Below are 11,902 nucleotides of genomic sequence, written 5' to 3' on the forward strand. Positions count from 1 at the left end.
GCGATCAGTCGGCGCTGCGGCGCGTCAGCAGGGCCATGCGCAGGCAGCGGCAGACCACCTCGTCACGCTGGTTGAGCGCCTCGTGCCGGAAGGTGACGATCCCCGCATTCGGGCGCGATCGGGACTCCTTGAGCGCCACCACCTCGGTTGTGGCGCGCAGCGTGTCACCCAGGAACACCGGCTTGGGCATGACCAGCTGGTCATAACCAAGGTTGGCGACCAGCGTGCCGAGCGTGGTTTCCCCCACGGTCAGGCCGACCATCAGCGCGAAGGTGAAGGTGCCGTTGACCAGGATCTGGCCGAACTCGCTGGCCCGGGCCGCCTCGGCATCGATGTGCAGCGGCTGCGGGTTGTGCGTCATCGTCGAGAACAACAGGTTGTCGGTCTCGGTCACGGTGCGGCGGATCGGATGGTCGATCCGGTCCCCCACCTGCCACTGGTCGAAATACTTGCCACTCATACCCGGTTCCGTTCGTCTCGAGGTTCCTAATCCGGATTGGCCTCATCGATCCGCACCAGCAGCGCCTCGACCTGGACCTGCGCCCCGGCGGTCACCGTCAGTTCGGCCACCACGCCGTCGAAGGGCGCGGTCAGCGTGTGTTCCATCTTCATCGCCTCGAGCGTCAGCAGCTTCTGGCCCTTGCTCACCGCCTGGCCTGCGGTGACCTCGACCGCGATGACCTTGCCCGGCATCGGGGCGAGGATCGCGCCGTCGCCCGCGCTCGCCCCATGCGCGCCATCGCGGCGCCAGGCGGCCAGCTGCCAGGTCTGGCCGTTCTCGCTCACCAGCGTCGCCGCCACCGGAGCCTCGCTCCCTTCACCGGTCAGCGGCAGCTCGACCGTTTCGCCATCCAGGCGGAAGGGGGCGGTCCGGCGCGGCGCGGCGTTGAGCCGGAAGCCGGGAACCAAGCCGCGCTGGACCAGCTTCATCGCCGCGCCGGCCAGTGCCCGTTCGGACGGCGGCGCCGGTGCGGCCAGATCGGCGCCGTCGCGGCCGATCAGCCCGGTGTCCACCGTCCCGGCGACGAAATCGGGATGCTCCAGCGCTTTCACCAGGAAGGCGGCATTGGTCTTGACCGGCCAGATCGCCGTCTCGCGCAGCATGGTGCCAAGCCGCTGGCGGGCCATGTCGCGGGTGGTGCCCAGCGCGATCACCTTGGCGATCATGGGATCGTAGAACGGCGAAACCTCGGCGCCTTCGTAGACCCCGGTGTCGATCCGTCCGCCGTCGGTCATCCCGAAGCGCAGCACCTCGAGCTGGCCGATCGAGGGCAGGAAACCCTTGGTCGGGTCCTCGGCGTAAAGCCGCGCCTCCATCGCCCAGCCCTGGATCGCCAGCTCGTCCTGACGCATGGGCAGCGCCTCGCCGCTCGCCACGCGCAGCTGCCATTCGACCAGATCCTGCCCGGTGATCGCCTCGGTCACCGGATGTTCGACCTGAAGGCGGGTGTTCATCTCCATGAACCAGATGCGGTCGGCCCGCAGGCCCTCGGACCCGTCGGCGATGAATTCGATCGTCCCGGCGCCCTCGTAGTCGACCGCCCTGGCCGCGCGCACCGCGGCGGCGCAGACCGCCTCGCGGGTTGCCGCGTCCATGCCCGGGGCGGGGGCCTCCTCGATCACCTTCTGGTGGCGGCGCTGCAGCGAACAGTCGCGCTCGAACAGGTGGACCACGTTGCCGTGGCTGTCGCCGAACACCTGCACCTCGATGTGGCGGGGCGACAGGATGTACTTCTCGATCAGGACATGATCGTTGCCGAAGCTGGCCGCGGCCTCGCGCCGGCACGAGGCGAGCGCATCGGCGAAGTCCTCGGCCCGCTCGACCAGCCGCATGCCCTTGCCCCCGCCGCCCGCCACGGCCTTGATCAGCACCGGATAGCCGATCTTTCCGGCCTCGGCGGCCAGATGATCGGCGTCCTGGATTTCGCCGAGGTAGCCTGGCGTGGTCGGCACCCCGGCCGCCTGCATCAGCTTCTTGGCCGCGTCCTTCAGCCCCATCGCGGTGATCGAGGCGGGCTTCGGCCCGACCCAGACCAGCCCGGCGTCGATCACGGCCTGAGCAAATTCGGCGTTTTCCGACAGGAAGCCATAGCCGGGATGGATCGCCTCGGCCCCGGTCTGCCGGGCAGCCGCGAGGATGCGTTCGCCGACCAGATAGCTTTCGCGGGCGGGAGCGGGGCCGATGTGGACCGCCTCGTCGGCCAGGCGGACGTGCAGCGCGCGGGCATCGGCGTCCGAGTAGACCGCCACGGTGCGGATGCCGAGCCGGTGCGCGGTGCGGATGATCCGGCAGGCGATCTCGCCGCGGTTGGCGATCAGGAGCGAGCGGATCATAGGGAGTTCCTCATGCGGCCCATTCAGGCGGCCCAATCAAGCGGGTTGCGGCGAGGCGGTCACCGCCTGGCCCAGACCATGGTACTGGCCGCCGTAGAACAGCAGCGGTTCACGGGCGGCCTGGCCGTCAAGCGCGACGACCCGCCCGACCACCAGATAGTGATCGCCCACCTCGTGCGTGGCCTCGAGGGTGCAGTCGAACCAGGCCAGGGCATCGTCGATCAGCGGGTGGCCCGCGGCGGTGGCGCCGTGGGCCAGGTCGCCGAACTTGTCCATCCCGCGCGCGGCGAACTGCTGGCACTGGGCCAACTGGTCGGCCCCCAGCACGCTGATCGCAAAGCTGCCGATCGGCGCCATCGCCGCCCACGACGACGACGTCCTGGCCGGATAGAACCCGACCAGCGGCGGGTCGAGCGAGATCGAGGTGAACGAGCCGACCACCATCGCATGCTTGCGCCCCGCCCCGTCCTGCGCCGCGATCACGCAGACCCCGGTGGGATAGGCGGACAGGACCTTGCGGAAGTGGCCGGGGTCGATCGGGAGGGCGTCGGGCATGGTCATCACATCCTGAATACGCCGAATGTCGGCCCATCCGGGATGGGTACTTCAAGGCAGGCCTCCAGCGCCAGCCCGAGGACGTCGCGGGTCTGGACCGGATCGATCACGCCATCGTCCCACAGCCGGGCCGTGGCGTACCACGGGTTGCCCTCGTCCTCGTACTTCTGGCGGATCGGCGCCTTGAAGGCCTCGGCCTCCTCGGGAGTCCACTTGGCGGCGTCGCGGTGGACCGTGGCGAGGACCGAGGCGGCCTGCTCGCCCCCCATCACGCTGATCCGCGCGTTGGGCCAGGTGAACAGGAAGCGCGGCTGGTAAGCCCGCCCGCACATCCCGTAATTGCCCGCGCCGAACGATCCGCCGATCAGCACGGTCAGCTTGGGCACCGAAGCGGTGGCGACGGCGGTGACCAGCTTGGCGCCGTGCTTGGCGATCCCTTCGGCCTCGTACTTGCCGCCGACCATGAAGCCCGACACGTTCTGCAGGAACAGCAGCGGCACGCGGCGCTGGCAGGCGAGCTCGATGAAATGTGCGCCCTTCTGCGCGCTTTCGGAGAAGATCACCCCGTTGTTGGCGAGGATCGCCACCGGCAGCCCGTGGATATGGGCGAAGCCGCAGACCAGCGTGGTGCCGTAGAGCGGCTTGAACGCGTGGAACTCGCTGCCGTCGACGATCCGGGCGATCACCTCGTGGACATCATAGGGCGCGCGCACGTCCTCGGGGATGATGCCGTAGAGGTCCTCGGCCGGGTAGAGCGGCGGACGCGGTTCGCGCCGGGCGATCCCCGCGTCCTGCGGCGCACCCAGCGTCGACACGATGTCGCGCAGGATCGACAGGGCGTGGTCGTCGCTCTCGGCCAGATGATCGGCCACGCCCGACTTGCGCGCGTGGAGATCGCCGCCGCCCAGATCCTCGGCCGAGATCACCTCGCCGGTCGCGGCCTGGACCAGCGGCGGGCCGGCCAGGAAGATCGTCCCCTGCTCCTTCACGATCACGCTTTCGTCCGACATGGCCGGAACATAGGCCCCGCCCGCCGTGCACGATCCCATCACGGCGGCGATCTGCGCGATCCCGCGCGCCGACATGTTGGCCTGGTTGTAGAAGAACCGGCCGAAATGGTCGCGGTCGGGGAAGACCTCGGCCTGGTTGGGCAGGTTCGCCCCGCCGCTGTCGACCAGGTAGACGCAGGGCAGCCGGTTCTCCCCGGCAATCTCCTGCGCGCGCAGGTGCTTCTTGACGGTCATCGGGAAGTAGGTCCCGCCCTTCACCGTCGCATCGTTGGCGAAGATCATGCACTGGCGGCCGGAGACGCGGCCGATCCCGGTGATGATCCCGGCCCCCGGCACCTCGTCGCCGTACATCCCGTTCGCGGCGAGCTGGCCGATCTCGAGGAACGGCGATCCCGGATCGAGCAGGCGCTCGACACGGTCTCGCGGGAGCAGCTTGCCGCGGGAGACATGCCGCTCGCGGCTGCGCGCATCGCCACCGAGCGCGGCCTGGGCCACGCGGGCGCGCAGCTCTTCGGCCAATGCGCGGTTGTGGGCCGCGCGGGCCTGGGCCTCGGGCGAGGACAGGTCGAGATTGGTGGAGAGAACGGGGCCGGTCATCGTGGCAGAACCTCAGTCATGGGGCAGCTCGCGGATTTCCACCGTGCCGCCGGCAATGTAGACCGGATTGCCCTCAAGAAATGTCGCCGCTTCGGCGTGATCGGCAGCGCGGATACGGATGAACCCAGTCAGCGGCGAGAGCGGTCCGGGGGCACCCGCTCGGCGATAGGCCTGCCCCGCTCCGATGCTGCTGCCGCCCGCGAATGCCCCCGAGGCATGGAGACGCTGGAAGTAAGCCTGCCAATGCAGGTCGCTCTCCGTCTCAACCGCATCACCGTGCATCAGCAGGATGAAGTCCTTCATCACAGCTTCCCGATCAGCTCGCGCCCGATCAGCATCCGGCGCACCTCGTTGGTGCCCGCGCCGATATCGAGCAGCTTGGCATCGCGCAGGAAGCGTTCGACCGGCCAGTCCTTGGTATAGCCCGCCCCGCCCAGCGCCTGCACCGCCTCGCCCGCGGCGCGGAAGGCGTTCTCGCTGGCCAGCAGGATCGCGCCGGCGGCGTCGAAGCGGGTGGTCTGCCCGGCGTCGCAGGCCTTGGCGACGGCGTAGACATAGGCCCGGGCCGACTGCATCGCCACGTACATGTCGGCAACCTTGGCCTGCATGAGCTGGAACGAGCCGATCGGCTGGCCGAACTGCTTGCGCTCGCGGACATAGGGGATGACCACGTCGAGGCAGGCCTGGATGATGCCGATCTGCATGCCCGCCAGCACCACGCGCTCGTAATCGAGCCCGCTCATCAGCACCTTCACGCCCTGGTTGAGCGGACCCATGACGTTCTCGTCCGGGACGAAGCAGTCATCGAACACCAGCTCGGCGGTGGGTGAGCCGCGCAGGCCCATCTTGTCGATCTTCTGCCCGATCGAAAAGCCGGCCATGCCCTTCTCGATCAGGAAGGCGGTGATCCCCTTGCTGCCGCCGTCGGGCACGGTCTTGGCATAGACCACCAGGGTATCGGCATAGGTGCCGTTGGTGATCCAGAACTTGGTCCCGTTGAGCCGCCAGCCCCCGTCGACCTTGTCGGCGCGCAGCTTCATCGCGACCACGTCCGATCCGGCGCCGGTCTCCGACATGGCCAGGCTGCCGACATGTTCGCCCGAGATCAGCTTGGGCAGATACTTCGCCTTCTGCTCGGCATTGCCCCAGCGGCGGATCTGGTTGACGCAGAGGTTGGAGTGCGCGCCGTAGGACAGGCCGACCGCGCCCGAGGCACGGCTGACCTCCTCGACCGCGATGACATGGTCCAGATAGCCCAGCCCCAGCCCGCCGTCGGCCTCATCCACGGTGATGCCGTGCAGGCCCAGGGCCCCCATCGGCTCCCACAGTTCGCGCGGGAAGCGATCGTTGCGGTCGATCTCGGCGGCGAGGGGCAGGATCTGCTCGTCGGCGAAGCGCGCGGTCGCCTCGCGGATCATGCGCGCGCTCTCGGTCAGGCCGAAGTCGAACTCGGGGGTGGCGCGCATCGGTTCGGGTCCTCTCCTCGCGGGCTTGGTCTGTCCTGCTAGCGCAAAGTCGCACAATGGGAAAACTGGATTTGATCGTTCATCATGATAGGTTCATCCTATGTTGAGCCGCACGCAGATCCGCCAGTTCCTCGCCGTGGTCGATACCGGCAGCTTCACCCGGGCGGCGAATGCGCTGCACGTGGCCCAACCCTCGCTGTCGGGCGGCATTGCCGAGCTCGAACGGCAGCTCGGCACCCGCCTGTTCGTTCGGGAGCGGCGCCGCATCCGTCTGACCGAGGCGGGCAACCTGCTGCTGCCCATGGCCCGGGCGATCGAGCGCGAGTTCCACCAGGCCGAAACCCGAGTCGGCAACCTGCCGGTGACGGTGCGGCCGATCCGGCTGGGCGTGCTCGAATCGCTGTCCTCCACCTGGCTGGCGGCGCTGGTGGAGCGCTACACCGCGACCGGAGCCGAGCCGCTCGAGCTGATCGAGGGCGGCGAACGCGAACTGCAGGCCGGGCTGGTGAGTGGTGCGGTGGATGCGGCGCTGACCCTCATTCCCCCGGACGGACTGCGGCAGCCGCACGCGGTGCTGTGGCGCGAGGACTATGCCCTCGCCCTGTCCTCGGGCCATCGGCTGGCCGGAGCCGGCACGGTCCACGCGGCGGAGGTCGCCGGAGAAACCATGATCGCGCGGCGATCGTGCGAAGTCCTCGGCGAAACCAGCCGCTGGTTCACCGAGCGCGGGGTACGCCCGCGCTTTGCGCTGCGCTCGGGCAATGACGATCGGGTCATGGCCATGGTTGCCGCCGGCCTGGGGGTGACCGTGGCCCCGCGTTCGCTGAGCCGCGAAGGCGTGGCCATGGTGGAGCTGGCCGGGTTCGACCGGAGCCGGACCATGGGCCTCGTCCGCGGGGCGCACTGGGATGCCCAGTTCGGGGCGGAGCATGGACTGATCGTGGTGGTTGGGGCGTCGACGGCCGTCCCTCCTCCTAGACCACCCGCCGCACCAGCGCCTCGCCCATGAACAGGCGCCGCACGTTGTCTGCTGCGCCGCCCATCATCCGGGCGAGCGATTCGCGGGTCGCACCGGCCACGTGGGGCGACAGGGTGACGTTGGGCACATCGGCCCAGGCGGTGCCGTCGTCGGGCTCGTTGCAGACCACGTCGAGCGCGGCGCCGCCCAGCTGGCCGGCACGGAGCAGGTCCTTGAGCGCCTCCTCATCGACCACGAAGCCGCGCGCGACATTGATCAGCACACCGGACGGACCGAGCGCCGCCAGCACCTCGCGGTTGACCAGGCCGCGTGTCTCCTCGGTCCCGGCCACCGCGATGACCAGGGTCGAGGCCCATTCGGCCAGGGCCTGAAGGTCGGGCTCGTAGGCCCAGGGCGCGTTAGGCTTGGCCCGTGGTCCCCACCAGCGGATCGCGCTGCCGAAGGGCGCGAGCCGTTCCGCAACGCCCCGGCCGATCTCGCCCAGCCCGACGATCCCCACCCGCTCGGCGCTGACCGAGCCGCTCGGCGGCATCCGCCCGGTCGGCCACTGCCCGGCGCGCACCCAGGCATCGGCGGCGGCGAGATCGCGCCGCCGGGCGAGCAGTTGGGCCACGGCGAATTCCGCCACGTCGGGCGAGTTGAGCCCGCCCCCGTTGGTCACCGCGATGCCCCGGGCCCGGGCCGTCGCCACGTCGATCAGGTCGAGCCCCGCGGCCACGCTGGAAATCAGTTCGAGGTTGGGCAGCAGCGCCAGCAGCGCCGCCGGAACAGGTTCGAGCCCCGAGGTGATCATGGCGCGGACGCCATCGCCATGGGCCGCCAGCCAGGCCTCCCGCTCGGCCGGGTCCTCCGGCAGGACGTCGATCGGGTGGAGCGCCGGATCGAGCGGCAGCATCATGCGCAGGAAGGGATGGGTCACGAGCACGCGATCGGCGGCCATCGGCAAGTCTCTCCACGGGATTGTCTGCGGCGGTGCTACGCGCCGGGCGGCGGCACTGTCCAGCCCGCGGCACGCACCACGGCCATTGTTGCCCGGGTGGGCAGGCGCTAGGGTCGGGCCATGGAACACCGCATCGAGATTGCCGCCTTCGGAGGCCCGGACACCATGCAATGGGTCGGGGTCGACCTGCCTCCCCCCGGTCCCGGCGAGGTGCGCGTGCGGCACACGGCGGTCGGGCTCAACTTCATCGATACCTACCATCGGCGCGGGGTCTATCCGGTCCCCCTGCCCGCGCCGCTGGGGGTCGAGGCGGCGGGCCTGGTCGAGGCCGTGGGCGCCGGGGTCGAGGGCTTCGGCCCGGGGGACCGGGTCTGCACCTTCGGGCCGATGACCGGGGCCTATGCCACGGCGCGCAACATCCTGGCGGCGGCGCTGTTCCGCACCCCCGATGCCATTTCCGACGAACTGGCCGCCGCCAGCCTGCTGAAGGGCTGCACGGTGGAGTTCCTGGTCGAGCGCTGCGCCCGGGTGCAGCCGGGCGAGGCCGTGCTGGTCCACGCCGCCGCCGGCGGGGTCGGGCTGCTGCTGGTGCAATGGCTGCGCCACATCGGCGCGCGGGTGATCGGCACGGTCAGCACAGCCGCCAAGGCCGAGCTGGCCCGCGCCGCCGGGGCCGACCGGGTGATCGTCACCAGCGATGAGGCGATCGCCCCCGCCGTTCGCGACTGGACCGGGGGCGAAGGCGTGCGGGTGAGCTTCGACGGCATCGGCATGGACACCTGGGAGGCCTCGCTCGACGCCACCGCGCGGCGCGGGCTGGTGGTGAGCTTCGGCAATGCCAGCGCCCCGGTGACCGGGGTGGCCCTGGGCCAGCTCTCCGCCAAGGGTTCGCTCTTCGTGACCCGGCCGACCCTCTACGACTATTACCGCGAACCCGCCGAGCGCGCCGCCGGGGCCGCACGGATGTTCGGGCTGCTGGCCGGGGGCGTGCTGTCGGTGACGGTCGGCCAGCGCTATCCCCTGGCCGAGGCGGCGCGGGCCCATGCCGATCTGGAAGGTCGGCGCACCGTCGGATCGACCGTGCTGGTGCCCTGACTCAGGCCGGGCCGAACTGCGGCCGGCGCTTGGCGAGGAAGGCCGCGGCCCCTTCGCGGAAGTCCGCACCGGAGAACGCCTCGGCGAAGATCCGCAGCGTCTCGGCATCGTCCTCGACCTGACCGTCGAGAACGCGGCGGGTGAAACCCTTGAGCGCGGTCACGCTCGACGGGGCATTGGCGGCGATTGCGTCGAGCAGAGGGTCCGGGCAGTCCGCCAGCGCCTCGACCAGCCCGATCCGCAGCGCCTCGGCCGCGTCGATCAGAGCTCCGGTGTAGAGCAGGCGCCGTGCCTGTCCCGGACCAACCAGATCGATCAGCAGCCGGACGTCGTGCAAGGGGTAGACGATCCCGAGCTTCGCCGGGGTGATGCCCAGTCGGGCGCGCGAAGTGGCGAGGCGGATGTCGCAGGCCAGCGCGATGCCGCAGCCGCCGCCGATGCAGTCACCATCGATGAAGGCCACCGTCGGCCGCTGCGTCCGGGCCAGGGTCCATTGCGCCCGGTTGATCGCCGCCTGGTTGGCCGCGAGCCAGGCCGGATCGTCGCGATGGGCCATCATCTCGGCAATGTCGGCCCCGGCGCAGAACAGGCCACCGGCCGCCGCCTCGATCACCAGCACCCGCACCGCCGGGTCCGCATCGGCCGCGGCGATCAGATCGGGCAGGGCCTGCCACATGGCCTGAGTGAAGGCGTTGCGCTTGTCGGCGCGATCGATCCGCAGCCGCGCGATCGGGCCGTTGCGTTCCAACCGCAGGTTCGCCCCGGCATCGTGCTGGCTTGCGATCATGGTCATGGTCCCCGTCCGCGGCGGGAAAGGCCCGCGTCGCGCCGCCCTTTAGGCGAGCGGGGGCGACCCCGGCAAGCAGCGGGAGCGCCGGCGGGACGCAGCCGCTGGTGGGGCCCAAAGGGCTGACGGGCACCACCCGGAGCCAAACCTCTGGGCAAGCGGGAGAGTCTGCGGCAGACAGGGGGCATGTCTCCTGCCGCCCGTGCCCCGCTGCTCCCCCGGTCCGCCTACGTCCACTGGCACAGCCTGCCGACCCTGTGGGCCGACAATGACGCCTATGGCCATGTCAACAATGCGGTGCACTACCGCTGGTTCGATACGGTGGTGAACAGCTGGCTGATCGCGCGCGGCCTGCTCGACATCGCGACCGGCGATCCGATCGGCCTGGTGGTCGAAACGGGCTGTCGCTACGCCGGGTCGATCACCTATCCCGACCCGGTCGAGATCGGCCTGCGGCTCGACCGGCTGGGCGGGTCGAGCGTGACTTACCGGCTGGGCGTGTTCCGCCAGGGGGACGAGGCGGCGGCGGCCGAGGGCCATTTTACCCATGTCTACGTCGATCGCGCCCACCGCCGGCCGGTCCCGGTTCCGGCCGCCTGGCGCGAGGCCCTGCAGGCCCTGGGACCCGCTGGCGAGTAAGTTTATCTCAGTTTACAAGTTTTTTGTAACATGGGATAAGCTTGCTATGGATCGCCGTCGCAACCCCTTTGCTCCCGGAGCCGGAACGCCCCCGCCGGAACTGGCCGGACGCGCCGGGCTGGTCGAGGACGCGGCGGTTGCGCTCGATCGCATCCGGCTGGGCCGGGCTGCGCGCAGCCTGATCTTCTACGGCCTTCGCGGGGTCGGCAAGACCGTGCTGCTGACCACGATCCGCAATCACGCCGAGGCCGAGGGGCTGGTGGTGGTGGCCATGGAAGCCCCGGAGAACCGCTCGCTGCCGGCCATGCTGGTGCCCGCGCTGCGGGCCGCGCTGCTCAAGCTCGACCGGATGAAGCAGGCCGGCCAGAAGATCCGCCGCGCCCTGTCCGCGCTGGCCGGCTTCGTCAAGCCGCGGGTCAAGCTCGACGGGTTCGAAGTGGCGCTCGACTTCGCGGTCGAACCCGGGCTGGCCGATAGCGGGGATCTCGAATCCGATCTGGCCGACCTGATCCGCGCCGCGGGGGAAGCGGCGCAGGAGCACCAGACGGCCTTCGTCCTGGCCATCGACGAGCTGCAGTACGTTCCCGAGGAGGAGCTGGCCGCGCTGATCAGCGCGCTGCACCGTGCCAACCAGTTGCAACTGCCGATCACCCTGGTCGGCGCCGGTCTCCCCCAGTTGCTGGGCCAGATGGGGCGGGCCAAGTCCTACGCCGAACGGCTCTTCGCCTTCGTCCCGCTCGGCCCGCTCGATCCCGCCGCGGCGGCCGATGCGATCCGCCTGCCGCTGCGGGAGGAAGAGGCCGAGATCACCGACGAGGCCCTGGCCGCCATCGTCGCGCAGACCCAGGGCTATCCCTATTTCCTGCAGGAATGGGGCAAGCACAGCTGGGACCTGGCCGAGGCCAGCCCGATCACCGCGGCCGATGTCGCCAATGCCGGCGTGGCCGCGCTGGCCGAGCTCGACGCCAGCTTCTTCCGCGTCCGCTTCGATCGCCTGAGCCCGGCGGAGAAGCGCTATATGCGGGCCATGGCCGAGCTGGGCGAAGGCCCGCACCGCTCGGGCGACATCGCCGAGGCGCTGGGCACGGCCGTCAACTCGGTCGCCCCGACCCGCAACAGCCTGATCCGCAAGGGCATGCTCTTCAGCCCGGCGCACGGCGACACGGCCTTCACCGTGCCCCTGTTCGCCGCCTTCATGCGCCGCGCGATTCCGCCGATCGAGCCGCGCTGACCAGGAGGAACGACGGGTTTCGCCTGGGAGTGGTCATTCCGATCCTCCCCGCACAGAACACACGCCCCCCTAATCGTCGCCCCGGGCTTGACCCGGGGCAGGGCTTGCCTGGCAACGGCCGGGGAAGAAGAGCCCTGTCCCGGGTCAAGCAACCGTGGATGGTGTTTGGAATGCCGGGTCATCGCGGGCGATGGCATTGAGGATGGAGATGAGCTTCCGCACGGTTGCGATCATGGCGAGTTTGAAGGGTTTTCCGCTGCTTCTGAGGC

General features: G+C 70.1%; 11 protein-coding genes and 1 pseudogene. 4 read left to right on the top strand and 8 right to left on the bottom strand.

The features are described 5' to 3' along the window. Nucleotides 1-4: 4 nt before the first annotated feature. The 6 genes and pseudogenes from H7F49_RS08075 to H7F49_RS08100 form a co-directional block, all read right to left on the bottom strand. Nucleotides 5-463, bottom strand: a pseudogene (locus H7F49_RS08075) (MaoC family dehydratase); the annotation flags it as partial. Between the two features lie 23 nt (nt 464-486). Next, nucleotides 487-2,334, bottom strand: a complete 1,848-nt coding sequence (locus tag H7F49_RS08080; protein WP_185683070.1) for an acetyl/propionyl/methylcrotonyl-CoA carboxylase subunit alpha — start codon at nt 2,332-2,334, stop codon at nt 487-489. 36 nt (nt 2,335-2,370) lie between these two features. After that, complete coding sequence (locus H7F49_RS08085) at nt 2,371-2,889, bottom strand: flavin reductase family protein (protein ID WP_185683071.1); 519 nt, start codon at nt 2,887-2,889, stop codon at nt 2,371-2,373. A 5-nt stretch (nt 2,890-2,894) separates the two neighbouring features. Beyond that, entirely contained in the window at nt 2,895-4,496 is a 1,602-nt protein-coding gene (locus H7F49_RS08090) for a carboxyl transferase domain-containing protein (protein ID WP_185683072.1), read from the bottom strand. A gap of 12 nt (nt 4,497-4,508) precedes the next feature. Further along, nucleotides 4,509-4,799, bottom strand: coding sequence for a YciI family protein (locus H7F49_RS08095; protein ID WP_185683073.1), 291 nt, complete (start codon nt 4,797-4,799; stop codon nt 4,509-4,511). Then, nucleotides 4,799-5,962: an isovaleryl-CoA dehydrogenase gene (locus H7F49_RS08100; protein WP_185683074.1), complete on the bottom strand. Its 1,164-nt coding sequence runs from the start codon at nt 5,960-5,962 to the stop codon at nt 4,799-4,801. Before H7F49_RS08100 ends, H7F49_RS08095 begins: the two co-directional genes overlap by 1 nt. 103 nt (nt 5,963-6,065) lie before the next feature. Here H7F49_RS08100 and H7F49_RS08105 point away from each other — a divergent pair, with 103 nt between their 5' ends. Then, the gene (locus H7F49_RS08105) at nt 6,066-6,971 is read left to right on the top strand and encodes a LysR family transcriptional regulator (RefSeq protein ID WP_185683075.1); all 906 of its coding nucleotides are present in this window, start codon (nt 6,066-6,068) and stop codon (nt 6,969-6,971) included. Here H7F49_RS08105 and H7F49_RS08110 read toward each other — a convergent pair. After that, on the bottom strand, nt 6,937-7,881 hold the full coding sequence (locus H7F49_RS08110; protein WP_185683076.1) for an NAD(P)-dependent oxidoreductase: 945 nt from the start codon (nt 7,879-7,881) through the stop codon (nt 6,937-6,939). The two genes, H7F49_RS08105 and H7F49_RS08110, sit on opposite strands and share 35 nt — an antisense overlap. Before the next feature lie 120 nt (nt 7,882-8,001). Between H7F49_RS08110 and H7F49_RS08115 the strand changes: the two genes are divergently transcribed. After that, nucleotides 8,002-8,976, top strand: coding sequence for a quinone oxidoreductase family protein (locus H7F49_RS08115; RefSeq protein WP_185683077.1), 975 nt, complete (start codon nt 8,002-8,004; stop codon nt 8,974-8,976). A gap of 1 nt (nt 8,977) precedes the next feature. On the opposite strand, the gene H7F49_RS08120 is transcribed toward H7F49_RS08115, so the two are convergent. Further along, nucleotides 8,978-9,769, bottom strand: a complete 792-nt coding sequence (locus H7F49_RS08120) for an enoyl-CoA hydratase-related protein (RefSeq protein ID WP_235982013.1) — start codon at nt 9,767-9,769, stop codon at nt 8,978-8,980. 180 nt (nt 9,770-9,949) lie between these two features. Between H7F49_RS08120 and H7F49_RS08125 the strand changes: the two genes are divergently transcribed. Both H7F49_RS08125 and H7F49_RS08130 read left to right on the top strand, forming a co-directional pair. Next, nucleotides 9,950-10,402: an acyl-CoA thioesterase gene (locus H7F49_RS08125; RefSeq protein WP_185683078.1), complete on the top strand. Its 453-nt coding sequence runs from the start codon at nt 9,950-9,952 to the stop codon at nt 10,400-10,402. 46 nt (nt 10,403-10,448) lie between these two features. Further along, complete coding sequence (locus H7F49_RS08130; RefSeq protein WP_185683079.1) at nt 10,449-11,633, top strand: ATP-binding protein; 1,185 nt, start codon at nt 10,449-10,451, stop codon at nt 11,631-11,633. The last annotated feature ends 269 nt before the right edge of the window (nt 11,634-11,902 follow it).

This window comes from Novosphingobium aerophilum, from assembly GCF_014230305.1.
GTDB lineage: Bacteria > Pseudomonadota > Alphaproteobacteria > Sphingomonadales > Sphingomonadaceae > Novosphingobium > Novosphingobium aerophilum.

Bases quoted from the DNA above. Each gene is read 5' to 3' on its own strand.
- H7F49_RS08080 (WP_185683070.1), bottom strand. From the start codon at position 2,334: ATGATCCGCTCGCTCCTGATCGCCAACCGCGGCGAGATCGCCTGCCGG.
- H7F49_RS08085 (WP_185683071.1), bottom strand. From the start codon at position 2,889: ATGCCCGACGCCCTCCCGATCGACCCCGGCCACTTCCGCAAGGTCCTG.
- H7F49_RS08090 (WP_185683072.1), bottom strand. From the start codon at position 4,496: ATGACCGGCCCCGTTCTCTCCACCAATCTCGACCTGTCCTCGCCCGAG.
- H7F49_RS08095 (WP_185683073.1), bottom strand. From the start codon at position 4,799: ATGAAGGACTTCATCCTGCTGATGCACGGTGATGCGGTTGAGACGGAG.
- H7F49_RS08100 (WP_185683074.1), bottom strand. From the start codon at position 5,962: ATGCGCGCCACCCCCGAGTTCGACTTCGGCCTGACCGAGAGCGCGCGC.
- H7F49_RS08110 (WP_185683076.1), bottom strand. From the start codon at position 7,881: ATGGCCGCCGATCGCGTGCTCGTGACCCATCCCTTCCTGCGCATGATG.
- H7F49_RS08115 (WP_185683077.1), top strand. From the start codon at position 8,002: ATGGAACACCGCATCGAGATTGCCGCCTTCGGAGGCCCGGACACCATG.
- H7F49_RS08120 (WP_235982013.1), bottom strand. From the start codon at position 9,769: ATGACCATGATCGCAAGCCAGCACGATGCCGGGGCGAACCTGCGGTTG.
- H7F49_RS08125 (WP_185683078.1), top strand. From the start codon at position 9,950: ATGTCTCCTGCCGCCCGTGCCCCGCTGCTCCCCCGGTCCGCCTACGTC.
- H7F49_RS08130 (WP_185683079.1), top strand. From the start codon at position 10,449: ATGGATCGCCGTCGCAACCCCTTTGCTCCCGGAGCCGGAACGCCCCCG.